24 protein-coding genes are annotated in these 24,234 nt (G+C 72.6%); 17 read left to right on the top strand and 7 right to left on the bottom strand.

The window, feature by feature from the left end; genetic code table 11:
* Nucleotides 1-107: 107 nt before the first annotated feature.
* Complete coding sequence (locus tag RGD00_RS05275; RefSeq protein WP_310456379.1) at nucleotides 108-434, bottom strand: HesB/IscA family protein; 327 nt, start codon at nucleotides 432-434, stop codon at nucleotides 108-110.
* Nucleotides 435-512: 78 nt separating this feature from the next.
* Here RGD00_RS05275 and RGD00_RS05280 point away from each other — a divergent pair, with 78 nt between their 5' ends.
* Nucleotides 513-1,679, top strand: a complete 1,167-nt coding sequence (locus RGD00_RS05280) for a deoxyguanosinetriphosphate triphosphohydrolase (protein WP_310456248.1) — start codon at nucleotides 513-515, stop codon at nucleotides 1,677-1,679.
* Between the two features lie 13 nt (nucleotides 1,680-1,692).
* Here RGD00_RS05280 and RGD00_RS05285 read toward each other — a convergent pair whose 3' ends face one another.
* Nucleotides 1,693-3,804, bottom strand: coding sequence for a caspase family protein (locus tag RGD00_RS05285; protein WP_310456249.1), 2,112 nt, complete (start codon nucleotides 3,802-3,804; stop codon nucleotides 1,693-1,695).
* Between the two features lie 13 nt (nucleotides 3,805-3,817).
* Nucleotides 3,818-4,450: a hypothetical protein gene (locus RGD00_RS05290; protein WP_310456250.1), complete on the bottom strand. Its 633-nt coding sequence runs from the start codon at nucleotides 4,448-4,450 to the stop codon at nucleotides 3,818-3,820.
* Between the two features lie 146 nt (nucleotides 4,451-4,596).
* On the opposite strand from RGD00_RS05290, the gene RGD00_RS05295 reads away from it, so the two are divergent.
* The 6 genes from RGD00_RS05295 (at nucleotide 4,597) to RGD00_RS05320 (ending at nucleotide 12,791) form a co-directional block, all read left to right on the top strand.
* Nucleotides 4,597-5,925, top strand: a complete 1,329-nt coding sequence (locus tag RGD00_RS05295) for a S1C family serine protease (RefSeq protein ID WP_310456251.1) — start codon at nucleotides 4,597-4,599, stop codon at nucleotides 5,923-5,925.
* 19 nt (nucleotides 5,926-5,944) lie between these two features.
* Nucleotides 5,945-6,658 (top strand): response regulator transcription factor, encoded by a 714-nt coding sequence (locus tag RGD00_RS05300; RefSeq protein WP_310456252.1) that lies wholly within the window; start codon nucleotides 5,945-5,947, stop codon nucleotides 6,656-6,658.
* On the top strand, nucleotides 6,655-8,001 hold the full coding sequence (locus tag RGD00_RS05305) for a HAMP domain-containing sensor histidine kinase (RefSeq protein WP_310456253.1): 1,347 nt from the start codon (nucleotides 6,655-6,657) through the stop codon (nucleotides 7,999-8,001). Before RGD00_RS05300 ends, RGD00_RS05305 begins: the two co-directional genes overlap by 4 nt.
* Nucleotides 8,002-8,111: 110 nt before the next feature.
* Nucleotides 8,112-9,569 carry a patatin-like phospholipase family protein gene (locus RGD00_RS05310; RefSeq protein ID WP_310456254.1) on the top strand — a complete coding sequence of 486 codons (1,458 nt, stop codon included), beginning with the start codon at nucleotides 8,112-8,114 and terminating at the stop codon, nucleotides 9,567-9,569.
* A 140-nt stretch (nucleotides 9,570-9,709) separates the two neighbouring features.
* On the top strand, nucleotides 9,710-11,710 hold the full coding sequence (locus RGD00_RS05315) for a caspase family protein (protein ID WP_310456255.1): 2,001 nt from the start codon (nucleotides 9,710-9,712) through the stop codon (nucleotides 11,708-11,710).
* A 22-nt stretch (nucleotides 11,711-11,732) separates the two neighbouring features.
* Nucleotides 11,733-12,791, top strand: a complete 1,059-nt coding sequence (locus tag RGD00_RS05320) for a serine protease (protein WP_310456256.1) — start codon at nucleotides 11,733-11,735, stop codon at nucleotides 12,789-12,791.
* A gap of 333 nt (nucleotides 12,792-13,124) precedes the next feature.
* Here RGD00_RS05320 and RGD00_RS05325 read toward each other — a convergent pair whose 3' ends face one another.
* Nucleotides 13,125-13,826, bottom strand: coding sequence for a hypothetical protein (locus tag RGD00_RS05325; RefSeq protein WP_310456257.1), 702 nt, complete (start codon nucleotides 13,824-13,826; stop codon nucleotides 13,125-13,127).
* Nucleotides 13,827-13,979: 153 nt separating this feature from the next.
* Between RGD00_RS05325 and mnmH the strand changes: the two genes are divergently transcribed.
* Both mnmH and RGD00_RS05335 read left to right on the top strand, forming a co-directional pair.
* Nucleotides 13,980-15,038, top strand: a complete 1,059-nt coding sequence (mnmH, locus tag RGD00_RS05330) for a tRNA 2-selenouridine(34) synthase MnmH (protein ID WP_310456258.1) — start codon at nucleotides 13,980-13,982, stop codon at nucleotides 15,036-15,038.
* 30 nt (nucleotides 15,039-15,068) lie between these two features.
* On the top strand, nucleotides 15,069-15,962 hold the full coding sequence (locus RGD00_RS05335) for an EamA family transporter (RefSeq protein WP_310456259.1): 894 nt from the start codon (nucleotides 15,069-15,071) through the stop codon (nucleotides 15,960-15,962).
* Here RGD00_RS05335 and RGD00_RS05340 read toward each other — a convergent pair.
* On the bottom strand, nucleotides 15,959-16,624 hold the full coding sequence (locus RGD00_RS05340) for an NUDIX hydrolase (protein WP_310456260.1): 666 nt from the start codon (nucleotides 16,622-16,624) through the stop codon (nucleotides 15,959-15,961). The genes RGD00_RS05335 and RGD00_RS05340 overlap by 4 nt on opposite strands.
* Before the next feature lie 28 nt (nucleotides 16,625-16,652).
* A complete protein-coding gene (locus tag RGD00_RS05345; RefSeq protein WP_310456261.1) occupies nucleotides 16,653-17,075 on the bottom strand; it encodes a DUF983 domain-containing protein in 423 nt (140 codons plus the stop codon).
* A 293-nt stretch (nucleotides 17,076-17,368) separates the two neighbouring features.
* Between RGD00_RS05345 and RGD00_RS05350 the strand changes: the two genes are divergently transcribed.
* The 4 genes from RGD00_RS05350 to RGD00_RS05365 all read left to right on the top strand — a co-directional run bounded on the left by RGD00_RS05350 (nucleotide 17,369) and on the right by RGD00_RS05365 (nucleotide 19,523).
* Nucleotides 17,369-17,986 carry an EF-hand domain-containing protein gene (locus RGD00_RS05350; protein ID WP_310456262.1) on the top strand — a complete coding sequence of 206 codons (618 nt, stop codon included), beginning with the start codon at nucleotides 17,369-17,371 and terminating at the stop codon, nucleotides 17,984-17,986.
* Between the two features lie 107 nt (nucleotides 17,987-18,093).
* Complete coding sequence (locus RGD00_RS05355) at nucleotides 18,094-18,681, top strand: RNA polymerase sigma factor (RefSeq protein ID WP_310456263.1); 588 nt, start codon at nucleotides 18,094-18,096, stop codon at nucleotides 18,679-18,681.
* Nucleotides 18,665-19,024 carry a dihydroorotate dehydrogenase gene (locus tag RGD00_RS05360; RefSeq protein ID WP_310456264.1) on the top strand — a complete coding sequence of 120 codons (360 nt, stop codon included), beginning with the start codon at nucleotides 18,665-18,667 and terminating at the stop codon, nucleotides 19,022-19,024. Before RGD00_RS05355 ends, RGD00_RS05360 begins: the two co-directional genes overlap by 17 nt.
* 4 nt (nucleotides 19,025-19,028) lie before the next feature.
* Entirely contained in the window at nucleotides 19,029-19,523 is a 495-nt protein-coding gene (locus tag RGD00_RS05365; protein WP_310456265.1) for a periplasmic heavy metal sensor, read from the top strand.
* A gap of 301 nt (nucleotides 19,524-19,824) precedes the next feature.
* Here RGD00_RS05365 and RGD00_RS05370 read toward each other — a convergent pair whose 3' ends face one another.
* Nucleotides 19,825-21,201, bottom strand: coding sequence for a diguanylate cyclase domain-containing protein (locus RGD00_RS05370; protein ID WP_310456266.1), 1,377 nt, complete (start codon nucleotides 21,199-21,201; stop codon nucleotides 19,825-19,827).
* A 125-nt stretch (nucleotides 21,202-21,326) separates the two neighbouring features.
* Here RGD00_RS05370 and RGD00_RS05375 point away from each other — a divergent pair, with 125 nt between their 5' ends.
* The 4 genes from RGD00_RS05375 (at nucleotide 21,327) to RGD00_RS05390 (ending at nucleotide 23,985) form a co-directional block, all read left to right on the top strand.
* The gene (locus tag RGD00_RS05375) at nucleotides 21,327-21,605 is read left to right on the top strand and encodes a DUF3572 domain-containing protein (protein ID WP_310456267.1); all 279 of its coding nucleotides are present in this window, start codon (nucleotides 21,327-21,329) and stop codon (nucleotides 21,603-21,605) included.
* 54 nt (nucleotides 21,606-21,659) lie between these two features.
* Nucleotides 21,660-22,364, top strand: a complete 705-nt coding sequence (locus RGD00_RS05380; protein WP_310456268.1) for an HAD family hydrolase — start codon at nucleotides 21,660-21,662, stop codon at nucleotides 22,362-22,364.
* A 66-nt stretch (nucleotides 22,365-22,430) separates the two neighbouring features.
* Complete coding sequence (locus tag RGD00_RS05385; protein ID WP_310456269.1) at nucleotides 22,431-23,015, top strand: heme NO-binding domain-containing protein; 585 nt, start codon at nucleotides 22,431-22,433, stop codon at nucleotides 23,013-23,015.
* 1 nt (nucleotide 23,016) lies between these two features.
* Complete coding sequence (locus tag RGD00_RS05390; protein WP_310456270.1) at nucleotides 23,017-23,985, top strand: GGDEF domain-containing protein; 969 nt, start codon at nucleotides 23,017-23,019, stop codon at nucleotides 23,983-23,985.
* Nucleotides 23,986-24,234 lie beyond the last annotated feature (249 nt).

Consider the following 24,234-nt stretch of genomic DNA (forward strand, 5'->3'; position numbering starts at 1 on the left):
ATTCCCGGTATCACCGCCCCTGCGGCACCGCCGCGCGAACGGGCGGGGGAAACGCGATGCGTTTCCTGATCCCGCCCGGTCCGAACGGTGGCGGAATAGCTGGATGTTCAGATCGAAAACGACGTCCCGCAGCCGCAGGACGATGTGGCATTGGGGTTTTCCACCACGAAACGCGCGCCGATCAGCTCGTCGGTGAAGTCGATCACCGCCCCCGCCAGAAACGGCAGCGACACGGAATCGACCAGCACCTTCAACCCCTCCTTTTCCAGCACCAGATCGTCCGGCGCCGGATCGTCGAGCTTGATGTCGTAGTGGAACCCCGAACAGCCCCCGCCCTCGACGGCGACGCGCAGGGGGCGCGACTGTCCGGTCGCTTCGGCGATTTCCGCCAGCCGGGCGAAGGCGCGGTCGGTCACGTGGGGGGGCAGTGTCAGTGTCATGGCGGAAAGCCGTATCATTTCCGGTATCCGCACAATATAGGTTTGCCCCGCCGGAACGACAAGGAGATGCCGATGCGCGCACCCTATGCCTGCGACCCCGCCGCCAGCCGCGGGCGGCGCTACCCCGAGGGGCTGAGCACCTTCCGCAGCCCCTTCCAGCGCGACCGCGACCGGATCATCCATTCGTCGGCCTTCCGGCGGCTGAAACACAAGACGCAGGTCTTCGTGGAACACGAGGGCGACTATTACCGCACCCGCCTGACCCATTCGATCGAGGTGGCGCAGGTGGCGCGCACGCTGGCGGGGGTTCTGGGCCTCGACACCGATCTGGCAGAGGCGATCGCGCTGGCCCATGACCTCGGCCACACCCCCTTCGGCCATACGGGCGAGGATGCGCTGGCCGAACTGATGGCGCCCTATGGCGGGTTCGACCACAACGCGCAGGCGCTGCGGATCGTGACGCGGCTGGAACGGCATTATGCCGAATTCGACGGGCTGAACCTGACATGGGAAACGCTGGAAGGCATCGCCAAGCACAACGGCCCCCTGACGGGTCCCCTCGCCGATCCGAAACATGCCGGCCCCCTGCCGTATGCGCTGGCCGAGGTGAACGCCGAATGGGATCTGGACCTGTCCACCTTCGCCAGCGCCGAGGCGCAGGTGGCCGCCATCGCCGATGACGTCGCCTATTCGCACCACGATCTGCACGACGGCCTGCGGTCGGGCCTTTTCGACGAGGACGACCTGATGGGCCTGCCCGTCACCGGCCCCGCCTTCGCCGAGGTCGACCGGCTCTACCCCGGGTTGGAACGCATGCGGCGGCGGCACGAGGCGCTGCGGCGCGTGTTCGGGCGGATGGTCGAGGATGTGATCGCGGTGGCCAAGAACCGGCTGGAGGCCGCGCAGCCGCGCAGCGTGGACGACATCCGTGCGATGGAAGGCACGGTGATCCGCTTTTCCAAACCGCTCTATCAGGAACTCAAGGCGATCCGCGCCTTCCTGTTCCAGCGGATGTACCGCGCGCCCTCGGTCATGCGCGAACGCGCGCGGGTGACGGCGGTGGTGCGCGACCTGTTCCCGCTGTTCATGGCGCGCCCCGACCTGCTGCCCGACGAATGGCGCGCCGATGTGGCCCGCGCGGGGGATGAAACCGCGCTGGCCCGCGTGGTGGCCGATTACGTGGCGGGCATGACCGACCGTTTCGCCTTGCAGGAACATGCGCGGCTGACGGGCGGGTAAGTCCCGCCGCCGGTCAGTCCGCCGGTACGGTGTCCAGCTCGAACTGCAGGATCGCCGGGGCGGGGCCCGAGGGCGCAGGGGCGGACAGCGCCACCACCGCCCGCGTCGTGGTGCCGAAACCCGCCTCGCGCAGCGCCGCATCCAGCCCCCGCGGGCCCCGCGCGCTGCGCGTCAGGTCCAGCGCCTCTTGCGCCATGAAGGTCAGATCCTCCACCGCGCTGCCGCGTTCGGCAGGCGTCAGGATCATCACCAGCCGGTCGCGGCCGAAGGCGGCGTCGGTGATGCGGAACAGCCCCTGTTGCAGCCGGTCGCCGGGGTGGAGCCGCTGCGGCGGAAAGGCGGTGATCGCATAGTCCGACCCGACATAGAGGATGTTGATGTCCACCGGCCGGTCGGTGTGGTTCACGGCCTCCATATGCACTTCGTCGTCGGGGATCAGGCGGGGCACGCCGCCGCCGGGCAGGGGGGCCAGCGCCACCGCCCCGGCGGGCCGCGTCAGCAACCGCGCCTCGACATCCAGCGCGCCGTCGCCTGCCAGCCCCGCGCCCAGTTTCATCAGGTTGATCGCCCGCGCCATATGGGTGATCGTGTCGGCCATGGTCGCGGCCAGCGCATCGGTATCCTTGTCGGCGGTGGATACCGAGGGCGTGCGCGCCAGTGCCTCGCGGTCCACCAGCCCCGTCGCGGGCAGTACCCAGACGGCATCGGGCCGCGGGCTGTCGGGGATCACGGCAAGGCGCAGATCGGCGTCCGCCCCCGGGTCCACCAGCCGGATGCGCGCGCCCAGAAGCCCGTCTTGGGCGATGCGTCCGGCGGCGGCGCGCATGGCGGCGGCGGGGGGGCTGTCGCCTTCGGGCAGCGCGACGGCAAGCGAGAAATCCATCTCGGCGGCCGTCTTGCGCAGCTGCACCCCGCGCGGCAGGTCGGCGGGCGGCGCCATCCCCGCATGCGCCACCGGCACCGCGCGGGCGGTGAAAGTGTCGGCCGCCGTCACCTGCACATAGCCGAGTGCTGCGCCCAGCGGATCGGCGGCAGAGGCCATGACGGCCAGAAGGCTGCCCTCGCCCAACCCGTGCAGGCGGCCCGCGGGCAGGGTCAGTTCAGCCCCGTCGGCCACCGCCGGCCATTGCGACACGCGCGGCGCGGGGTCGGCGGAAAAGACCACCGCGTCCAGATCGCCTTCGAACAGCGGCGTGGACCGGGCGAGGTTCTGGACGGCGTATTTGCGCAGCACCTCCTGCGCGACCTGCCGGTAGGTCGCGCCGGGATATTCGGCCAGCGTCTCGAACAGGGTATGGGTAAAGACGCCAAGCGGCATGCGCCCCGGCTGGCCGCGCGGCAGGTTCTTTTCCGGCGTCGTCTCGTTCGTCTGCGCGGCGAAAAAGGCGATCAGGCGGCCCGATCCGGCGGCCAGCGGCACCGGCGGTTCCGCGGGTGCGCGGGGGTCGGCTGCAGCGGCGGCGGGCAGGGCGCGGCTCGCCCCTTCCAGCGCATCCTCGGGGATGCCGAGCGCCGAGGGCGGCAGTTGCCGCGCGCGCACCTCTTCCTCGCCCGAGGGCGCGGCGCGGGTGGCGGTGCCGGAATGGCAGGCGTCGAACACCACCCAGACATCCGCGCCCTTCGCCCGCAACCCGTCGAGCATCTGCCCGATCTCGTCATCCACCAGCGCGTTTTCCACATGGGCCACGCTGTCGTTCCAGGGGCCGATGTCGACGGGCAGGAACAATTCGTCCAGCCCGTCCAGTTCGCTTGCCGGGTCCGCCGCCGGGGCCTGGCTGCCGTGGCCGGAAAAATGCAGGTAGACGAAATCGCCGGGCTGCACCCGCGCGGTCAGATCCGCCACCGCCTGACGGATGGCGGCCAGCGTCGGCGCCGTGGCCCCCGGCTGGCCATCGGCCAGAACGGTGACGTTTTCGGGCGCAAAGGGCACCGGCGCGGCGGTGGTCAGATAGCGTTGCACCAGCGCGACATCATTTGTCGGACCTTTCAGCCAGAACGCCTCTGCCAGATTGGGATATTGCGATGCGCCGACCAGCAGCGCGTGATTGTCGCGCGCGGCGGCGGGCAGGGCGGCGGGCAGGGCGAAAAGCGCCAGCGCGGCGGAAAGGATCAGGCGGCGGGGCATCGGCGACTCCTGCTCAGTTGGTCATCAGCGCATAGTCCGACCGCATGCGGCCACGGTTTTCCACGCGCAGGGTGAAGCGGCCGGTTTCGGCGGGCCGCCAGCCGCAATAGGCGATATGGCTCTTGTCGGTGTCCGAACAGACCAGCCGGCCGCGGTCGTCCTCGACATAAAGCTGCATGTCGGTGGGCTTTTTCGCCTCGACATAGACCTCGGCATATTCGCCGCCGCGAAAGTCGATATGCTCGTAAAGGTCGGCCTTGCCCGGCGACAGGGCGGCGATGCCGTAGATCGGGCCCGACAGCACGCCCTTGTCGGCCTCTGCCCGCGTATCCTCGATCAGCCCGGCGATCAGCGGATCGCCCGGGGCCAGCGCGGCGGCGGCATCCAGCATCGCCCGCCAGTCCAGCGGCGCGCCGCCCTCGGGCGCCTCGGGCGCGGCGGGGGCGGGGCCGCCGGGCGCGGGGGCGATGGTCTTGCGCAGCCGCGCCGCCGCCAGCACCAGCAGCGCGTCGCCCGCTGCCTGCCCGGCGGCGTAAAGGCGCGCCGACAGTTCCGCCCGGCGCAGGGGCGACAGGTCGGGTTCGGCCGCCAGCGGCGTCGCGGCCAGCATCAGCGCAAGGGCGGCGGGGCGAAGGAAGGGCGGCATCGGGGCTCCGGGTCCTGGGCGATGGGGGCAGGATGCGGCGGCGCGGGCCATCCGTCCAGCGGCGAATCTCGGGTGACGGGTTTTGTCACGTGATCCCCCGCGCCCCGCCCCCTAGCCTGCGGGCCAGAGACATCGAGGAGGCCCGGATGCGTGCCACGACCCTGACGACCCCCTTCCTGCGCCCTTTTGCGGGCGTGCTGATCGCGCTGGCGCTGCTGACCGCGCTGGCCGCCCTGCCGGCCCGCGCGGGGGCTGCCGCGCTCGACCGCGTGGTGGCGGCGACGCTGGTGGTGCGTTCCGCCGACCCCGAGGCGCGGTTTCTGGGTTCCGCCTTCGTCTGGGGCGACGGGGGGCTGGCGCTGACCAACGCGCATGTGGTGGGCGAGGCGGCAGAGGTCCGCATCATCCACCACGACGGGCGGGTGGAGATCGCCGAAGTGCTGGTGCGCGACCCGGTGCGCGACATCGCGGTCATCGCGCTCGGCCCCGGCGCCGCGCCCGGGCTGGTGGCGGGGCCTGCGCCGCAGCTTGGCCAGACCGTCTATGCCGTGGGCGCGCCGCTGGAGATCGCCTCCACCCTGACGCAGGGCATGGTGTCGGCGATGGCGCGGCAGGTGGAACCGGCGGTGCCGATCCGCATGATCCAGCATGACGCGGCGGTGAACCCGGGATCCTCGGGCGGGCCGCTGGTGGATGCGCAAGGCCGTCTGGTCGGCATGAACAGCCGCATCGCCGACGGCTCGCGCTTCTACGCCGGGATTTCCTATGCGATCCCGGCGGCGGATCTGGACCGGCTGGTGCCGCTGATGCTGTCCGGCGAACTGCCCGCGGTGCCGCAACTGGGCCTGCGCGGGCGCGAGGTGACGGGGCGCATCGCGGCGGCGCTCGGGATGGATCCGGGCGGCGTGCTGGTCGATCATGTGGCGGCGGGCGGGCTTGCGGCGCGGGCCGGGCTGCGGCCGGGCGACGTGATCCTTGCGGTGGACGGCGCGGCGGTGGCGGCGCCGGGCGATCTGGCCTTTGCCGTGGATGCGGCGCTGGCCGCGGGGCGCGCGCGGGTGACGCTGCGCCGCGGCGGCCAGCCGCTGGCGCTGGTGATGGACCTTGCGCCCCGGCCGATGGAACTGGCCGGCGTCAGCCGCGGCGGGGCGGCGGTGCAGAAGGTGCAGGGCTACGACCTCGCCCGCATGGGGATAGAGATCGACGACACCGGCCGCGTGACCCGCGTCACCGACAACAGCCCGGCGCGCAATGCGGGGCTGTCCATCGGCGACCGGGTGGTGACGGTGGACGGCCGCCCCTTCGGCGATGCCGCGGCGCTGCGTGCGGCGGTGCATAGGGCCGCCGTGCTGCTGCTGGTGCGCCGGTCGGACGGGTCCACCCTGCATGTGCTGCTCGACCCCTGGGAAAGCCGGACCCGGTTCCGCCCGGTGGGGGGCGCGAATGTGCTTGACCCCGCCGTGGTGGTGTTCTGACATGGCGGCGGAGTGTGCCATGCCCGACCCCGCCGACCCCCTGATCCTGATCATCGAGGATGACGCCGAGACCGCCGCCGCCGTGGCCGCCATCGCCCGGGGGCTGGGCACGCGCGTGGCGCTGGCCGCCACGCTGGCCGAGGGGCTGGCGGCGGCGCGGGCCGGGGATCCGGCGGTGATCGTGCTCGACCGCATGTTGCCCGGCGGCGACGGGATCGCGGCGCTGGCGGCGCTGCGGGCGGGCGGATCGACCGCGCTGGTGCTGGTGCTGTCGGCCCTGGGCCGCGCCGCGAACCGGGTGGAGGGGTTGGAACGGGGCGCGGACGACTACCTCGCCAAGCCGTTCGAGCCTGACGAGCTGCGCGCCCGGCTGCGCGCGCTGCTGCGGCGGGGGCAGATGCAGGTTCTGGACAACGATCTGATCGCCTTCGGGGATGTGGAAATCCGGCTGAAGGCGCGCACGGTGCATGTGGGCACGCGGCATGTGCCGGTGTCGCCCCGCGAATTCGCGCTGGTGGTCCATTTCGCCCGCCACGCCGGGCAGGTGGTGACGCGGATGCAGTTGCTGGAAACTGTGTGGAACCTGCATTTCGACCCCCAGACCAATGTGGTGGACGTGCATGTGGGCCGGCTGCGCCGCAAGCTGGAACAGGCTGCCGGGCGCCCCCTGATCCTGACCGCGCGGGGGGAAGGCTATGTCTTTTTCCCCGTCCCCGCGGTGGAGGGCGCGTGAGCCTGCCGCGCGCCACCTTGCGGCTGGCGGCGCTGGTGGCGGCGGCGGTGGCGGTGCTGTCGCTGGCGGGGATGGCGCTGCAATACCGGCTGGTGGCGGACCGGCTGCACGCGGGGCAGGTGGCGCTGCTGGCGGCGGATATGGAGGGGCTCGGCGCGCTTTACGACCAGCGGCGGATCATCGCGCTGCGGCAGGCGATAGACTACCGGCTGGCCGCCGGGGGGCCGGGGCTGCTGCTGTTGCTGGGCAAGCAGGGGCAGGTGCTGGCCGGAAACCTTGCGGAGTGGCCCGGAGGGGTGCCGCGGACGGCGGCGGGCTTCACGCCAGAGGGGGCGGCGGTTTTTACCGTCGACGGCGCACGCCATCTGGGCGTGGCGCGCGACCTGCCGGGGGGCTTTGCGCTGCTGGTCGCCCATCCGCTGGCGGCGGCGGATGCCACGCTCGCCGCCCTGCGCCGGGGGATCGCGGGGATCGCGCTGGCGATGCTGGCGGCGGGGGCGGCGGTGGGCTGGCTGGCCGCGCGGCGGATCATGGCACGCATCCGGGCGATCAACGCGCTGGCCGACCGGGTGGCGGCGGGGGATCTGGATGCCCGCCTGCCGGGGCCGCGTGCGGGCGACGAATTCGGCCTGCTGGAAACCCATGTCCATGCCATGCTGGACCGCATCGGCAACCTCAACCGCGCGACGCACCGCCTGTCCGACACCATCGCGCACGAACTGCGCACGCCGCTGAACCGGATGCTGCAAAAGCTGACCCGTATCGCGGGGCAGGAAACGGTGGTGGATGACCTGCGCGCCGAAATGCGCGCCACCATCCGCATCTTCGACAGCCTGCTGGACATCAGCCGGGCAGAGGCCGACGCAGGCGCGGGCGGGCTGGTGCCGGTGGACCTGTCGGCATTGGCGGCCGAGGTCTGGGATCTATACGAACCGTTGGCAGAGGACAGGGGCCTGACCCCCGCCGCCGAGATCGCCCCGGACCTGTGGATCTTGGGCGACCGCACCCTGATCGCGCAGGCGCTGGCGAACCTGCTGGACAATGCGGTGAAGTTCTGCCGCCCCGGCGACGCCCTGCGCCTGACGCTGCGGGCCGAGGGCGGGCGGCAGGTGCTGGCGCTGGCCGATACCGGCCCCGGCATGCCCGCCGACCTGCGCGCCACGGCGCTGGACCGCTTCACCCGCGCCGGCCGCGACCGGGCGGTGGCGGGCCACGGGCTCGGCCTCGCGCTGGTGCGCGCGATCGCGGTGCGGCATGGCGCGCGGCTGGAGTTGCCCCCGGTGGCGCAGGGGTTTGCGGTGGAAATCGGCTGGCCCCCGCTGCCGCCCGAGGCGCGGGGCTGAACATCAAAATTTTTCGTCCGAAAAATTTTGGCGCCCCACCCGGTCAGGGGGTTTGTGACGTGGCGGCAGGCGCTAAGCTGCCGCCCGTCGCATTGCCCCGAATCCGCCCCATGATCCGTTCCCTGACCCTCGCGGCCCTCGGCCTTCTGGCCGCCTGTTCGGCGGTCAATGCGCCCATCAACCGGGCGCTGCACGACGGCGCCAACCCGCCGCTGGTCGACCCCGCCCCGGGCCCGCCGGGCGAGGACGAGCTTTACGTGGGCCTTGCCTTTTCCGGCGGGGGCATGCGGGCATCGGCCTTCGCCTATGGCATGGCAGAGGCTTTGCGCGAGGCGCCCACCGGCACGCCCAACGGGTTGCTGGACAATGTGCGGCTGGTGTCCGGCGTGTCCGGCGGGTCGGTGACGGCGGCGCAACTGGGGCTTCACGGGCCTGCGGGGCTGCGGGGCTATCGCGAACGGTATCTGGTCACGGATGCCGAAACATACATGGCCAATTCGCCCCTGAACCCGCTGACCATCGTCCGGGGCCTGTCGGGGGGCGCGAACGGGCGGGCCACCTTCGCGCGTTATCTGGACGAAACGCTCTACCACGGGGCGACCTTCGGCGACCTGCGCGCGCGCTCGCGGGTCAAGACCTGGATCAACGCCACCGACATGGCGAACCGCACGCCGTTTCTGTTCTCGCCCGAAACCTTCGACGCGCTCTGTTCCGACCTGTCGTCCCTGCCGCTGTCAGAGGCGGTCGCCGCCTCTGCCGCCTTCCCGCTGGTGTTCTCGCCCATCGTGCTGGAGGCGCATCAGGGCGAATGCGCCTATGCCGAACCCGACTGGCTGACCGCCGCGCGCCACAACCCCGAGGCGACGGCGGCGATGCGCGCCCATGCCCGCGCGCTGGAAAGCTATGCCGACCCGGCGGCGGTGAAATACGTCAAACTGCTCGACGGCGGGATCACCGACAATTTCGGCACCACCGGGCTTGCCGTCGAACGCGCCCGCGCGCGGGCCGCCTATGCGCCCATGACCCCGGCAGAGGCCGTGCGGCTCAAGCGGCTTCTGTTCCTCGTCGCCAATGCGGGGGTGGAGGTCGATTACGGCTGGACGCAGAAGATCCCCGGCCCCGGCGGCGCGCAACTGGCGATGTCGATCGCCGGGGCCTCGCTCGGCGCCGCGACGCGGGCGGGCTATGACGCGATGCGGGGCGAGTTGCGCCGCTGGCAGGAGGATCTGGTGGAATGGCGCTGCGCCCTGCCGCCGGCAGAGGTGCGCCGGCTGCGCGGCACCGCCGCGGGCTGGGATTGCCGCGACGTGAAGCTGTTCGTGGGCGAGGTGTCGTTCGAGGGGCTGGACCCCGAGGCGCGCAAGGCGCTCAACGCCATTCCCACGCGGCTGCGGCTGACCCCCGATCAGGTGGACAGGGTGATCGCGGCCGGGCGCGCCGCCACCCGGGCCAGCGCGGAGTTCAACGGCTTTCTCCACAGTTTCGGGGGCGATGCGGTGGCCGAACGCATGGCCGCGCAGGGCGGGCGGCGGATCGCGCCGGCGCGGACCGTCGCGGTGACGCCGTGACCGGGGCCGCCCGCACCGGAGTTTTTCGGATGGAAAATTCTGGCGCCCTCTCCCCCCGATGGATGACAAGCGCCGTCATCCGCCCCATACCCCCTGTCCGAAGGGTTGCGCGGTTTTCCGCCGCCCCTATCCTGCGGGCCATGATCCACCGTCTTGCCGCCGCCCTGATGCTGACCTGCCTCGCCGCGCCGCTGCACGCGGAAACCCTGCGCGCGCTGCTGGTGGGGGTGGGGGTCTATGCCAATCTGCCCGGCGCCGACCTGAAGGGCCCGGAAAACGATGTCCGGCTGATGGCCGAGGTGCTGATGGCCCGCGGCGCGGACCCCGCGGCGATCACCGTGCTGACCACCGATCCCACCGGCCTGCCCGCGGGCGTGGCGACGGGCGCGCCCACGCGCGATGCGATCCTTGCGGCGCTGGATGCGCTGGCCGTGGCCTCGGGCCCCGGGGATCTGGCCTTTTTCCATTTCTCGGGCCACGGCAGCCAGGCCCCCGACCGGGACGGCGACGAGATGGGGGGCTATGACGAGATCCTGCTGCCCATGGATGCCGCGGGCTGGAAGGGCGCGATCGGCGCGGTGGAAAACGCGATTGTGGACGATGAATTGCAGCCGCGCCTGCAGGCGGTGCTCGACCGCGGGGCGCGGCTGGTGGGGGTGATCGACGCCTGCCATTCCGCCACCGGCTTTCGCGCGCTCGGGGGGGCAGGGGCGGCGCGCGTGCTGAGGCCCGCGCAACTGGGCATCCCCGACGATGCGCCGGTCGCCGCCGCCACCGCCCCGCGCCCGCCGGTCACGGGGGAGTTCGTGTTCCTCTATGCCGCGCAATCCGACCAGCGCGCGTTCGAATATCCGCTGGCAGAGGGGCAGGGCTGGTACGGCGCCTTCACCCGGCAACTGGCGGCGGTGCTGCTGGCCGCGCCGCAGGCGACATGGGGTCAGGTGCTGGCCGAGGTGCGCGACACGATGCAGCGCGGATCCGCCGTGCAGACCCCGGATGGCGAGGGCCCGATGCTGGACGCCCCGGTTTTCGGCACCCCCGTGTTCGGCGCCAGCGCGGGCGCGCGGCGGATCGGCTTTGCCGGCGGGCGGTTGCAGGCGGGCCTGCTGTGGGGCCTGACCGAGGGGACCGAGGTTGCGCTCTATCCTTCCGCCACCGCAGGGGAGCCGGTCGCGCGGGCGCGGCTGGCCCGGTTGACGGCGACCACGGCGGCGCTGGTGGCCGAACCCGGCCAGACCCTGCCGCAGGCGGGGCAGGCGGAAGTCACCGCCCCCGCCCCGCCCCCGCCGCTGCGCCTGCGCCCGATGGAACCGGACGGCGCGGGCGACTGGCCCGACCTGCTGGCCGCGGCGGTGGAGGCGGGGCTGGCCGACTGGGCGCTGGCAGAGGCCGATCTGGTTCCCGTCGCGCTGCCGGGCGGGGGACTGGCCTTCGCCGGGTCGGACGGGGTGCTGGATGCGGCAGGCCCCGGTGCCTCGCCCCGGGTGGACCCCGGCCCGGGCGCGGCCGACCGGCTGGCGGTGCTGCTGGCCGATGCCGGCCATGCCCTGCGGCTGCGCGCGGCGCTTGGCAGCGCGCAGGGGGCGGCGCGCGGCTTTGCCATCGGCGGCCCGCCGCTGGCGCTGGCTGTCGACCGCCGCCCCGGCGCGCCCGGCCCGCAGGGCTGCGGCCCCGCGACCGGCGCCCCCGCCCCCGTCGACCCGGCCAAGGGCGTGGCGGCCTGTGACGAGCTGTGGCTGACGCTGTCCAACCGTTCCGGCAAGGCGCAGGACGTGACGCTGTTCTATCTCGACCGCGACTGGCGGCTGACGGTGCTCTGGCCGCAGGGGGGGCTGTCGAACCGCATCGCGCGGGGCGAATCCGCCCGTGTCGGGCTGCGCGTCGAATCCCCCGACGGGCGCGCCGCGGCGGAGGAGATCCTCGCCGTTGCCGTCGCCGCAGGGGACATGGCGCCGCGCACCGACCTGTCGCATCTGGCCGAACCGGGCGCCAGCCGCGCCCTGGGATCCGCCGATGGCCTTGCCGCTGCGCTGGACCGGCTGATGGACCCCGCCGCCAGCCGCACGCTGGCCGCACCGAAACTGACTCCCTTCACCGTCCTGCGCCAGCCTGTGCGGCTGCTGGCGCCGGCCCGACCCTGATCGCACCACCGGAGGACCGCCGATGAAAACCCCCTCTCTTGCCACCGCGCTCGCGCTGGCCCTTGCGCTGCCCGCCGCGGCGCAAACCCCCGCCTTCGCCCCGCCAGAGGCATCCGCCGCCGCGGCCTCGCCCTTCGCCTATGCCAAAAGCGGGCGCAAGAAGGCCCATCTGGCCGAGGTCGAGGCCAAGGGCGAGGCCGGCCGCGTCATCGGCGGCGAACCCGCGCCCGACGGCGCCTGGCCCTGGCAGGTGGCGCTGATGATCACCGGCGAACCCGTGGGCCCCGATGCGCAGTTCTGCGGCGGTACGCTTTTGCTCGACACCTGGGTGCTGACGGCGGCGCATTGCGTGCATATGGCCGACGAGGACGGCACCTACGCCGACCTGCCGCCCGGGGCGATCACCGTGCTGGCGGGGTCCAACACGCTTGCCCCGAAACAGGGCGATCTGGTGCCGGTGCGGGGGATCTACCGCCACCCCGGCTATGTCGGCACGGCCTTCGACAACGACATCGCGCTGATCCGGCTGGCCCGCGCGCCGAACACGGACTATGCGACGATCAAGGTGCCCGATGCCGAATTCGGCGACATGCTCGACCAGCCCGGGGTGACGACGATCGTCACCGGATGGGGCCTTGTCGAGGGGGGCGACCACCCCGCCGACATGCGCCAGGCCGAGATCCAGATGATGTCGCGCGACCTGTGCAACCAGGCGATGCTGGAGGCGCGGGCGGCCGAGGCGGTGAAGGGCTTCGCCTATGCCGCGCAGGTGTTCGGCTTCACCGAGGACGGCGCGCAATCGGCGTGGGAAGAGTTCATCGCGCGCGTGCCGCTGCCGATGTCGGAAAACATGCTGTGTTCGGGCACGTTCGAGGGCGGCCGCACCGCCTGCCAGGGCGATAGCGGCGGGCCGCTGGTGGTGCCGCTCGACGACGGCAGCTATGTGCAGGCGGGTGTGGTCAGCTGGGGCCTCGCCGCGGGCCCGGAAAACCGCTGCGCCGAGGATGCGCTGTTCTCGGCCTATACGCGGGTGTCGAACTACCTGCCCTGGCTGGAACAGACCATCGCCCAGGCCCGCTGAGGGATGCCCGCCGGCGGTCGCGCCGGTGGCAAGGACAGCGCCGGGGGCTTCGCGCCCCCGGACCCCCGCGGGATATTTGTGGACAGAAAATGTTGCAGGCGGCCCCGTCGCCCGGTGGTGGTGCGGGTGGAACCTGCGGGCGCCTCCGGCGGGGATATCTGGGTCCAGCCTGAAGAGCGGCACGCTCTTATGACGGAAAACGCGCCCTGCCTTTCACCGTGGGACAAATATCCCGGGGGTCCGGGGGCTGGCCCCCGGCGCCGACCGCAGGGCCGGGCGCAGGCGAAAGGCCCGGGGCGGCGCGCCCGGGGCCCCTGCCGCCTCTCCGGCAGGTCAGTTGGTCATCAGGTAATAGCTGTTGCGCGTGCGGCCGTTGTTTTCCACCAGTACGTTGAAGTTGCCGTTCCAGATCGGCACCCAGCTGCAATACACCTTGTCGGAATAGCTCACGTCATAGCAGATCGTGTTGCCGTTCTCGTCCGTGACCAGCACGTCGAGGTTGGAATCGCCGTCGCCGACGATGGCGATTTCGGCCAGCACGCCGCCGTAGTAGGGGATCTGGTAGACGTCGGAATAGCCCCCCGGCAGGCGGCTGAGTTCGCGCACCGCGCCGCCGATGCGGCCGCGGCTGCCTTCGGCCTCGGCATCCTCGATCAGGGCCAGAAGCGCGTCGTCGCCCGCGGCCAGTTCGCGCGCCTTGGCGAACATGTCGGCGGCCTCGGCGGGAAGATCCGCGACATCGGGCTCTTCTCCGGCCGGGGCGCCCTCGATCGGTTGCTGCGTGACCTCGCGCTTGCCGTCCTCGGCGGTGACGCCCGCGGCCAGCCGCGCCGCTGCCAGCACCGTCAGCGCGTCGTCCCTGGCCACGCCCGTGGCGTAGAGCTGCTGCGCCAGCGCCGCCTGCGCCACGGCGCTTTCGGTGGCCTGCGTCGCGGGGCCCGCGTTCGGGCCCGACTGGTCCTGCGCCAGCGCCGTGCCGGCAAGTGCTGCCAGCGCCGAGGTGGCGAGGGCGCGGCGCAATGCTGTGATCGTCATGCTGTCACCTGTCGAATGGGGGCCCGCGGGCCGGTGGGCGCAGTGTGGCATTGCGGCTGCCGTCGGGGAAGGGTGCATCGCGTGAAAAATGCCGTCATCGGGTGCCTCGGGGCGGGGCTTCCGGCGCGCGCGCGGGCGGGGTAGGAAGGCGGCATGGCCTATACCCTCGCCTCTTTGCCGCAGCTGCTGTCGCACGGGTTCGACAGCGTGATCGACGTGCGTTCGCCCGCCGAATGGGCCGACGACCATCTGCCCGGCGCGGTGAACCTGCCGGTGCTGGACGATGCCGAACGCGCCCGGGTCGGCACGATCTACAAGCAGGTAAGCCCGTTCGAGGCGCGCAAGATCGGCGGCGCGCTGGTGGCGCGCAATGCCGCGCGGCATATCGAAACGGCGCTGATGGACAGGCCCGGGGGCTGGCGGCCGCTGGTCTATTGCTGGCGCGGGGGGCAGCGGTCGAACAGTTTCGCCACCATCCTCGGCCAGATCGGCTGGCGGGTGGCGGTGCTGGAGGGCGGCTACAAGACCTGGCGGCGGCTGGTGGTGACGGCCCTCTATGACGCGCCGGTGCCCGCCCCGGTGGTGGTGCTGGACGGCAATACCGGCACCGCCAAGACCGCGGTGCTGGAACGGCTGGCCGCGCGCGGGGTGCAGGTGATCGACCTCGAGGGGCTGGCGAACCATCGCGGTTCGCTTTTCGGGGCGCGGGCGGGCGGGCAGCCGGGGCAGAAGGCGTTCGAGGGGCGGCTGGCGCTGGCGCTTGCCGCGCTCGACCCCGCGCGGCCGGTGGTGGTCGAGGCCGAAAGCAGCAGGATCGGCGCCTGCCGGCTGCCGCCGCGGCTGTGGCAGGCGATGGTTGCGGCGCCGCGGGTGGCCGTCGCCGCGCCCCGGGCGGTGCGGGCGGGCTATCTGCTGCGGGCCTATGCCGATCTGACCGCCGATCCCGCGGCGCTGGCGGCGGTGGTGGACCGCCTGCGCCCGCTGCATGCGGCAGAGGTGATCGCGCGCTGGCGGGCTTGGGTGGCCGCGGGCGCCTTCGGCGATCTGGCCGAGGATCTGATGGCCCGCCACTACGACCCCCGCTATGCCCGCCACCGCGCGCGTTCGGCCCCGCCGGTGGCCGAATTCGGCACCGCCGACCTGTCGGAGGCGGGGGTGGATGCGCTGGCGGCGCGGATCGCGGCGGCCCTGGCGGGGATCGCCGGGGGTTGACCCCGCCGCGGGGGCGTGGCCCATGGGGGCATGGAACTCTGGGTCGTCATCACGCTGGCCGCCGGGGCGGTGCAGACGCTGCGCTTCATGTTGCAGAAGCGGTTGAAGGGCCTCGGCCTTTCGACCGGCGGGGCGACCTTTTCGCGCTTCGTCTATGCCGCGCCGATCGCCTGCGCGGGGGCGGCGGTGCTGCTGGCGGTGCAGGGGCATGGCCTGCCGGGCATGGGCGCGCGGTTCTGGGCCTTTGTCGTGGTCGGCGGGCTGACGCAGATCGTGGCGACCTTCCTGACCGTCGCGCTGTTTTCGCTGCGCAGCTTTGCGGTGGGCATCGCCTTTACCAAGACGGAAACCGTGCAGGTGGCGGTGCTGTCGGCGCTGATCCTGGCGGAACGCGTGCCGGCGGCGGGCTGGATCGCGATCCTGATCGGGACCTGCGGGGTGCTGCTGATGTCGCCGCCCCCGCGCGAAACCGGCGGGCCGATGCTGGGGCGGGCGGTGCTGATGGGCGTGGCGGCGGGGGGCCTTTTCGGCCTTTCCGCCGTCGGCTATCGCGGGGCGACGCAGGAACTGGCGCTGGACGACGCCTTTGCCCGCGCGGTGGTGGCGCTGGCCTGCGTCACCAGTTTCCAGACGCTGGCGATGGTGGGCTGGCTCGTCTGGCGCGAACCCGGCGAGATCACCCGCGTCCTGCGCAGCTGGCGCGCGACCCTGCCGGTGGGGATCACCGGGGTGCTGGGATCGGCGGGCTGGTTCGTGGCCTTCGCGTTGCAGAACGCGGCCTATGTCCGCAGCCTGGCGCAGGTGGAACTGATCTACAGCCTGCTGGCCTCGGTGCTGGTGTTCCACGAACGGGTCAGCAAGCGCGAGATCGCGGGGATCGCGCTGCTGGCGCTGTCGATCATCGGGATCGTCAGTTTCGGCTAGACCAGCCGGCGGAACATCGGTGCGGCGCCGGAATTGTCGAAGAACGGCACGCTTTCGGGGGGCCCGTCCCGGCCGATCAGGCGGGCGATTTCCGCCAGCACGATTTCGGTGATGAAGGGCAGGTCGAAGCTGCGCGCGGCCGACAGCGGGATCCATTGCAGCGCCGACAGTTCGTCCGAGGCGCGGCTGAAATCCTCGGTATCGCCCGCCACCGCCCGGGCATCGGCCAGAAAGAAGCGCGCATCGAACCGGCGCGGGCGGCCCGGCGGCGTGATCGCGCGAAAGACGAACCGCAGCGGCGCCGCCGTGGGCATCAGCCCGCGTTCGGCGATGCCGGTCCATTCCGGCGCGGGGGCGACGGGCCAGGCGCCGGGTTCGGCGAGGGCGAGCCCCGTTTCCTCCCACAATTCGCGGATGGCGGCGGCGGCGAGCACTTGCGGCGCGGGCGCCCCCGCCTCTGCCAGCCGCCGCGCGCAATCGGCCCCCAGAGGGCGGACCAGCGGCACCGCGGCATCCGCGGCATCCACCGCCCCGCCCGGAAAGACGAATTTCGACGGCATGAACACCGCCGCCGCCCCGCGCTGACCCATCAGCACTTCGGGGCCATCGGTCCCGGGCCGCGCCAGAATGATCGTCGCCGCGTGGCGGATCGCGTCCTTCATGCCTGTTTTCCGTTCCCTCTCGCGGCGGTCAGGCGGTCTGCGCGAATCCGTGCATCCGCTTCGCCCATTGCAATCCGACGATCATCCCCTTGAGCCGCGGCAGAAGAAAGAGCGAAAGCGCAACCGTCCCCACCGAAAACACCGCCGCCAGCGTCAGCGGGTCGGGCCGCAGCGCCATGAAGGCCCACAGCAGGATCGGCCCCATGATATGGGCGACGATGAGGACGGTCAGATAGGCCGGGCCGTCGTCGGCGCGGTGATGGTGCAGTTCCGTCTGGCAGACCGAACAGGTGTCGCGCACCTGAAGATAGCTGCGCATCAGCGGCCCCGCGCCGCAGCAGGGGCAGCGCCGCCGCCAGCCGTTGCGCAGCGCCGGGCGCAGCGGCCGGTCCGCGGCGGCGGGCGAGGGTGCGGCAATCGGTTGTGCGAGGGCGGCGGCGGGATGGGTCATGGCATACCTTCGGGGCTTGCGGGCGGGAGGGGCGTGCTGGGAACATGGCGCATCCGGGCCCGCGGGAAAAGGGCCCAGTGCCCCGTTGCGTCCCCATGTCGCAATGATGCCGGCTGGATGCAACTTTTGCCGCGCCCGTTTCCGCCCACCCGTTTCCGCCCGCCTTTGCCGGCCCTTGTCGCCGGGGGCATTTTCCCGCGACGGAAACCGCCGGCCCCGGCGTTCAAGCTTTCAGGATGCGGGCGAAGGGCCGGTGTCTGTCAGAGCAGGAGAGAGCGAGAATGAAACGCAAGATGCTGTTTGCGACCGCAGCCGCGGCCATGCTGGGGATGGGCGCGCTCGCCGTGCCGGTGCTGGCCCAGGATGCCGCACCCGCAGCGCCCGCCGCCGGGCCGCAGGCGCCGTTCGCTGCCGCCGATGCCGACAAGGACGGCAAGATCACCCGCGCCGAGATGGAGGCGCTGCGCAAGGAACGGATCGGCAAGCTCGACGCCGACGGGGACGGCTTCGTCACCCGCGACGAGATGGTGGCCTATCAGCTCGACCAGGCCCGCGCCCGGATCGAGGCGCGCGTGGACGGCATGTTCAAGCGCATGGATGCCGATGCCGACGGACGGCTGGCCGCGCCGGAACTGATGGCCCGCGGCATGCCCGAGCGGATGTTCGACCGGATGGACCGCGACGGCGACGGCGCGGTCAGCGGCGAGGAAATCGCCCGGGCGCACCGGCATGGCGACCGTGACGGCCATGGGCCCCGGATGCATCGCCACGACCGCGGCGATGGCCCGCACTGGAAGAAGGGCGAGGACGGCCGCCGCGACTGGAAACGCGGCGAACGTGGCGAAGGCCCGCGCGGCCCGGCCCCGCAGGGCGCGGCCCCCGCACCGCAACAGGCCCCGGCGGCGCAGTGACCGGCCCCTCCGCCTTCCCCGGGCTTTCCCGGGGAGGGCGGCAAGCATGGATCCCGGCGCTTCGCCCGGCTTGCCCGGGCGGGGCCGGAGGTATAGGCCGAGGCAGGATGACAATGGCCTTCGACGCCCAGACCGAGCAGCCCGACGAGGCCCTGCTGGCGCTTTATGCCCAAGGGGACCCGGCGGCGGCGCATGCGCTCAGCCAGCGGCTGTTGCCGCCGGTGCTGCGCTATGCCGCGCGGATGCTGGGCGACATGGCAGAGGCCGAGGACATCGCGCAGGAGGCGATGTTGCGGCTCTGGCGCGCGGCGCCCGGCTGGCGGGCGGGCGAGGCGAAGGTGTCCACCTGGCTCTGGCGGGTGGCGGCGAACCTCTGCACCGACCGGCTGCGCCGACGGCGGGGCGTGCCGCTCGACAGCGTGCCGGAACCGGAGGACGGCGCGCCGGGGGCACTGGCGGCGATGATCGCGGCCGACCGGATGGCGGCGCTGGATGCGGCGCTGGCCGCATTGCCCGAACGCCAGCGGCAGGCGGTGGTGCTGCGCCATATCGAGGGGCTGTCGAACCCCGAGATCGCGGCGGTGATGGATATCGGGGTCGAGGCGGTGGAAAGCCTGACCGCAAGGGGCAAGCGGGCGCTGGCCGCGCAACTGGCGGGGCGGCGCGGGGAACTGGGGTATGACGATGCGCAATGATCTGGACGACAGGGATCTGGACAGCCTTTTCGCCGCCGCGCGGGAAGGGGCGCCTACGGACGCGCTGATGGCCCGCGTGCTGGCCGATGCCGCTGCGCACCGGCCGCGGGCGGCGGCGCCCCCGGTGGCGGTGGCGCCCGCGCGCCGGTCCTGGTGGGCGGCGCTGGCGGGCGGGTTCGGCGGCTACGCGCTGGCGGGGCTCGGCGCGGCGGCGCTGGCCGGGCTCTGGATCGGCTTTGCGGTGCCTGCGGCCTATGAATCCGTGGGCAGCGGCGCAGAGATGGTGGAACTGATCCCCGACGAGACCCTGCTGCTGGTCGCGGCGCTGGATGTGGAAGGATAGGGCGATGGAAACCGGAAAGACCCCCGCACCCCCGCGCCCCGGGCGCTGGCTGCGCATCGCGCTGGTGGTGTCGCTGGCGCTGAACCTTGCCGTGGCGGGGGGCGTGGCGGGGGTGATGCTGCGCCATGCGGGCGACGGCCCGCCGCCGCGCACGATCGGCTTCGGGCCCTGGTCGGCGGCGCTGAGCAAGGAAGACCGCGCCGCCCTGCGCGAGGCCTATCGCGGCGAACGCGGCCGGCTGGCGGCGGGCTGGCGCCAGGACGCCGCCGACCGGGCCGAACTGCTGCGCATCCTGCGCGCGGATCCCTTCGACCCGGCGGCCTTCGATACCCTGAACGCAAGGATGGACGCCCGCATGCGCGACCGGATGCAGACCGGCGAGCGCCTGCTGCGCGAACGGATCCTGACGATGACCCCCGCCGAACGCGCCGCCTTCGCCGACCGGCTGGAGGCCAGCCAGCGCCACCGGGCCGAACGCTCCGGCGCGGGGCGCGACTGACGGGCCGCTTTCTGCCCGGCGGCGGTGCGGGTGGCGATGCCGTCGGCGCGCTGCGCGGGGATATTTGAGGACAGAAAGTGATGGGGCCCCGCTGTTGCCGGCGCGGGCAGCCCGCATCGGCGGGGCGGAAAAACGGATGCACCGGTGGCCGATGCCTGCGCGGTATCCCCCGCATCGGCTTGGCTGGAACGCTGGCGCAGACCCGACCCCGCCCGCGCTGCACGGGGGCCCGTTGCAAAGCACCCGTTCCATTTTCCGTCCTCAAATATCCCCGCCGCCGGGCCCGCCGCCGGGCAGGGGGCTATGCCGCCGCGGGGCTGAAGGTCACCTGGTTGCGGCCCTCTGCCTTGGCCGCCAGCAGGGCGCGGTCGGCGCGGACGAGAAGGGCGGCGGGCGGTTCCTCCCCGCCCGACAGCGCGAGGCCGATCGAGACCGTCACCGCCAGCGCCCCGGCCCCGTCGGGCAGGGCCACGGGTTCGGCGGCGATCGCGCGGCAGAGGCGTTCGGCCACGCGATGGGCCTTTTCCGCCGTCGTTTCCGGCAGGGCGAACAGGAACTCCTCCCCCCCCATCCGCGCCAGCAGGTCGCCCGGCCGGGTCCGCACCGCGAGCCGCCGCGCGACCTCGGCCAGAACGGCGTCGCCCGCGGCATGGCCGTGGCGGTCGTTCACCGCCTTGAAACGGTCGATGTCGATCACCATCACCGCGCAATGCCGCCCCGCGGCCTGCGCCCGCGCGGTGATGCGCGCCAGTTCCGGCAGCGCGTGGCGGCGGTTGTAGAGCCCCGTCAGCGGGTCGATCAGCGCCAGCCGCAGCCCGCGGCTGACCGCGGCGCGCTGGCGGTCCTCGGCCCGTTTGCGGCGGATCAGGGCGCGGGCGCGCAGGCCTGCCTCTGCCGGGTCGAAATCCTCGGCCAGCAGGTCGTCGGCCCCGAGGTCGAGCGCCATCGCCGCGGCCTCGGGCCCGCCGGCGGGGGGCAGCACGATGCAGACCGCCGCCCCGCGCGTCGACGAACGGCTGCGCAGTTCCGACATCAGCTGCAACCCCTGACCGCGCCCGGGCAGGTCGGCGGCGATCAGGAAAAGGTCGGGCACCGGCCCGGATTCGAGCGCCAGCGCCTCTTCCCGCGTCATTGGCAGGATTCGCGCGGGCCCGGCCCGGCCGGCCAGCGCCGCGCGCCAGCGCAGCGCCGCATCGGGGCGCGGCGCGATCAGCGCGATGGTGCCGGGCAGGTCCAGTTCGGCGGGCGGTTCGGCAAAGCCGAGGTCGCGGCATTCGGCCTCGCGCGCGCGCAGGTCGCGGGCGGCGGCGCGGCGGCGCATCAGGCTGCGGATGCGCGCCATCAGCACCGCATCTTCCAGCGGCCGGGTCAGGAAATCGTCCGCCCCCGCGCGCAGCGCCGCCAGCCGCGCCGCCCCGTCGTCGGCCGCCGACAGCATCACCACCGGCAGATCGCGCGTCGCCGGATCGGCGCGCAGCGTGCGCAGCACCGCATGGCCGTCGAGATCGGGCAGCGCGGATTCCAGCAGGATCAGGTCGGCCTGTCCCGCCCGCGCCAGCCGCAGCGCCTCGGCCCCGGTGCCGGCCTGCAGGATCTCGTAGCACGCCCCCGCCAGCTTGACCTTGAGCACGATGCGGTGCGTGGCCACATCATCGACAATCAGGATTCTCCCGCTCATGGCGATGGGTGTCCTTTTCCGTCTCGCCGGTTTCGGCCAGTCTTGGGGCGGATTGGTTAAGAATTCCTTTCCGCGGCCCGGGTCCTGACGGGCGGGGCGGCGGAAAGATGCCGAAGGAGGGCAGGATGAACGCGCAGAAGGCAGAGGTGGTGGGGTTGCAGGCCCTGGGATGGCTTGCGGGGCAGGAGGATCTTCTGGGGATATTCCTCGGGTCCACCGGCGCCGCGCCCGGGGATCTGCGCGCCCGCGCGCAGGAGGCGGAGTTCCTGGCCTCGGTTCTGGATTTCCTGCTGATGGACGACGGCTGGGTGATCGCCTTCTGCGACGCGGCCGGGCTGCCCTATGCGGCGCCGATGCAGGCGCGGGCGGCGCTGCCCGGGGGGGCGGCCACGCATTGGACCTGAGGGGGCTTGCCAGCGGCCCGCCCTGCGGGCAGGCTGCCGCAAACGGGGGGCGGCATGATCGACGCGGTGATCTTCGACAAGGACGGGACGCTGTTCGATTTCCGCCGCACCTGGGGCGTCTGGTCGGCGCGGCTTCTGGCCGATCTTGCCGGCGGGGATGCCGCGCGCGCGATGGATTTGGGCCGGGCGATCGGCTTCGACCCGCTGCGCCAGACCTTTGCCCCCGACAGCCCGGTGATCGCCGACACGGCGGAAACGGTGGCGCGGTACCTTTTGCCGCGCCTGCCGGGGGCGGATCTGGCGGGGCTGGTGGCGCAGATGAACGCGCTGGCCGAACGGGTCGAACCGGCCGAGGTCGTGCCCCTTGCGCCGCTGCTGGCGGGGTTGCGCGGGCGGGGGCTGCGGCTCGGCCTTGTGACCAACGATGCCGAGGCGCCCGCGCGGGCGCATCTGGCCGCCGCGGGGGTGACGGGGATGTTCGACTTCGTGGCCGGGTTCGATTCGGGCCATGGCGCCAAGCCCGATCCCGCGCCGCTGCTGGCCTTTGCCCGCGCGCAGGCGGTCGCGCCCGCGCGCGTGGTGATGGTGGGCGACAGCCTGCACGACCTTTACGCCGGCCGCGCGGCGGGCATGCGCACGGTGGCGGTGCTGACCGGCATCGCCGGGGCAGAGGATCTCGCCCCGCATGCCGATACGGTGCTGCCCGACATCGGCGCGCTGGCGGGGTGGATCGACCGGCTGGCGCCGCTGCCGGCCTGAGCGGTATTGGGTATTTGTTAACATGCGGGGGCTAGGCTGAGCGTCGGCCTTGGGGGTGTCCGAGTGATGCATGGTCTGGTGAACCGTTCCGTCCAGTCGTTCCTGCGCGATACCTATGGCGCGGGCCTGTGGTCCGTGATCGCGCGCGACCTGGGGATGGGCGCGGACGGGTTCGAGGCGATGATGCGCTATGACGACGCGCTGACCGATGCGCTGCTGGCCGCGGCGGCGCGGCGGCTGGACCGGCCGCGCGAGACGATCCTCGAGGACATCGGCACCTATCTGGTGTCCCATCCCAACCACGAACGGCTGCGCCGCCTGCTGCGGTTCGGGGGGGTGGGCTTCATCGACTTCCTGCATTCGCTGGACGAACTGCCCGACCGCGGGCGGCTGGCCGTGCCCGACCTCGACCTGCCGGCGCTGGAACTGATGGATGCCGCGCCGGGCCAGTTCCGGCTGGTCTGCCGCGAGGGGTTTCCCGGCATCGGCCATCTGATCGTGGGCGTGCTGCGGGCGATGGCGGATGACTATGGCGCGCTGGTGCTGCTCGACCATGCCGAGGACGGCCCGGGGCAGGAGGTGGTGACGATCCATCTGCTCGACACCCGTTTCGCCGCCGGGCGGCGGTTCGATCTGGCGGGCGGGGCCTGAGATGGCGGTGATGCTGGACCCCGCGGTGCTCGACCGGCTGATGCCGATGCATCTGCGCGTGGATGCCGAAGGCGTGGTGACGGGCGCGGGGCCGACGCTGCGCAAGGTGCTGGCGCCGCGGGGGGTGGCGGGGCAGCCGTTCTTCGGCCTGTTCCACATCCGCCGCCCGACCGGCATCGGCAGCATGCAGCGCCTGCGCCGCCATGCGGGCGACCGGCTGCGCCTGACGCTCTGCGCCCCGCCGGGGACGGGGTTCCGGGGGCTGGCGCTGCCCGATGCGGCGGGGGGGATGATCGTCAACCTGTCCTTCGGCATCGCGCTGGCCGATGCGGTGCGCGACCACGGGCTGACGGACGCCGATTTCGCGCCGACCGATCTGGCGATGGAACTGCTCTATCTGGCAGAGGCCAAGACCGCGGTGATGGACGAATTGCGCGACCTCAACCGCCGCTTGCAGGGCGCCAAGACGGCGGCAGAGGAACAGGCGCTGACCGATACGCTGACGGGGCTGCGCAACCGCCGCGCGATGGACCGGGTGATGGCCGGGCTGATCGCGGCCGGCACGCCCTTCGGGCTGATGCATATCGACCTCGATTATTTCAAGCAGGTGAACGACAGCTTCGGCCATGCGGCGGGCGACCATGTGTTGCAGCAGGTGGCGCAGGTGCTGACATCCGAGACGCGCGCGGGCGATACCGTGGCGCGGGTGGGGGGGGACGAATTCGTCGTCATCCTGCCCGGGCTGGTGGATGCGGTGCGCATCCAGTCGGTCGCGCGCCGGGTGATCGAGCGGCTGTCGGCCCCCATCGCGTGGGAGGGGCAGGAATGCCGCGTGTCCGCCAGCGCGGGGATCACGCTGTCCACCGCCTATCCCCGCCCGCAGCCCGACCGCATGCTGTCGGATGCCGACCATGCGCTTTACGCCTCGAAACACGCGGGCCGGGCGCAGGTGACGCTGCATCGGGTTTAGGGGGGATCGGCGTTCATCCCGCGATCGGGCCGGGCGGGATGAGGAAACGCACTGCGTTTCCCCCGCCTGTTGCGCGGCGGTGCCATTGGAAACCGTGACGTTTCAGACCCGATAGGCCAGCGCCTGCCCCGGCGGGCGAGAAGCGCCCGCCATGGGCGGGGCGGGCGCTGGCCGGGGGCTTGGGGCCCCCGGCCGGGGCAGCGGCGAGGGCATCGCCATGGCGAAGGCACGCGCCTTCGCCAGACAGAG

This window comes from Ruixingdingia sedimenti (genome assembly GCF_031432425.1).
In the GTDB taxonomy this organism is placed as follows: domain Bacteria; phylum Pseudomonadota; class Alphaproteobacteria; order Rhodobacterales; family Rhodobacteraceae; genus Ruixingdingia; species Ruixingdingia sedimenti.

Bases quoted from the DNA above. Each gene is read 5' to 3' on its own strand.
- RGD00_RS05370 (WP_310456266.1), bottom strand. From the start codon at position 21,201: ATGAGCGGGAGAATCCTGATTGTCGATGATGTGGCCACGCACCGCATC.
- RGD00_RS05380 (WP_310456268.1), top strand. From the start codon at position 21,660: ATGATCGACGCGGTGATCTTCGACAAGGACGGGACGCTGTTCGATTTC.
- RGD00_RS05315 (WP_310456255.1), top strand. From the start codon at position 9,710: ATGATCCACCGTCTTGCCGCCGCCCTGATGCTGACCTGCCTCGCCGCG.
- RGD00_RS05295 (WP_310456251.1), top strand. From the start codon at position 4,597: ATGCGTGCCACGACCCTGACGACCCCCTTCCTGCGCCCTTTTGCGGGC.
- RGD00_RS05335 (WP_310456259.1), top strand. From the start codon at position 15,069: ATGGAACTCTGGGTCGTCATCACGCTGGCCGCCGGGGCGGTGCAGACG.
- RGD00_RS05390 (WP_310456270.1), top strand. From the start codon at position 23,017: ATGGCGGTGATGCTGGACCCCGCGGTGCTCGACCGGCTGATGCCGATG.
- RGD00_RS05355 (WP_310456263.1), top strand. From the start codon at position 18,094: ATGACAATGGCCTTCGACGCCCAGACCGAGCAGCCCGACGAGGCCCTG.
- RGD00_RS05345 (WP_310456261.1), bottom strand. From the start codon at position 17,075: ATGACCCATCCCGCCGCCGCCCTCGCACAACCGATTGCCGCACCCTCG.
- RGD00_RS05350 (WP_310456262.1), top strand. From the start codon at position 17,369: ATGCTGTTTGCGACCGCAGCCGCGGCCATGCTGGGGATGGGCGCGCTC.
- RGD00_RS05310 (WP_310456254.1), top strand. From the start codon at position 8,112: ATGATCCGTTCCCTGACCCTCGCGGCCCTCGGCCTTCTGGCCGCCTGT.
- RGD00_RS05300 (WP_310456252.1), top strand. From the start codon at position 5,945: ATGCCCGACCCCGCCGACCCCCTGATCCTGATCATCGAGGATGACGCC.
- RGD00_RS05280 (WP_310456248.1), top strand. From the start codon at position 513: ATGCGCGCACCCTATGCCTGCGACCCCGCCGCCAGCCGCGGGCGGCGC.
- RGD00_RS05375 (WP_310456267.1), top strand. From the start codon at position 21,327: ATGAACGCGCAGAAGGCAGAGGTGGTGGGGTTGCAGGCCCTGGGATGG.
- RGD00_RS05365 (WP_310456265.1), top strand. From the start codon at position 19,029: ATGGAAACCGGAAAGACCCCCGCACCCCCGCGCCCCGGGCGCTGGCTG.
- mnmH (WP_310456258.1), top strand. From the start codon at position 13,980: ATGGCCTATACCCTCGCCTCTTTGCCGCAGCTGCTGTCGCACGGGTTC.
- RGD00_RS05340 (WP_310456260.1), bottom strand. From the start codon at position 16,624: ATGAAGGACGCGATCCGCCACGCGGCGACGATCATTCTGGCGCGGCCC.
- RGD00_RS05385 (WP_310456269.1), top strand. From the start codon at position 22,431: ATGCATGGTCTGGTGAACCGTTCCGTCCAGTCGTTCCTGCGCGATACC.
- RGD00_RS05285 (WP_310456249.1), bottom strand. From the start codon at position 3,804: ATGCCCCGCCGCCTGATCCTTTCCGCCGCGCTGGCGCTTTTCGCCCTG.
- RGD00_RS05325 (WP_310456257.1), bottom strand. From the start codon at position 13,826: ATGACGATCACAGCATTGCGCCGCGCCCTCGCCACCTCGGCGCTGGCA.
- RGD00_RS05360 (WP_310456264.1), top strand. From the start codon at position 18,665: ATGACGATGCGCAATGATCTGGACGACAGGGATCTGGACAGCCTTTTC.
- RGD00_RS05290 (WP_310456250.1), bottom strand. From the start codon at position 4,450: ATGCCGCCCTTCCTTCGCCCCGCCGCCCTTGCGCTGATGCTGGCCGCG.
- RGD00_RS05320 (WP_310456256.1), top strand. From the start codon at position 11,733: ATGAAAACCCCCTCTCTTGCCACCGCGCTCGCGCTGGCCCTTGCGCTG.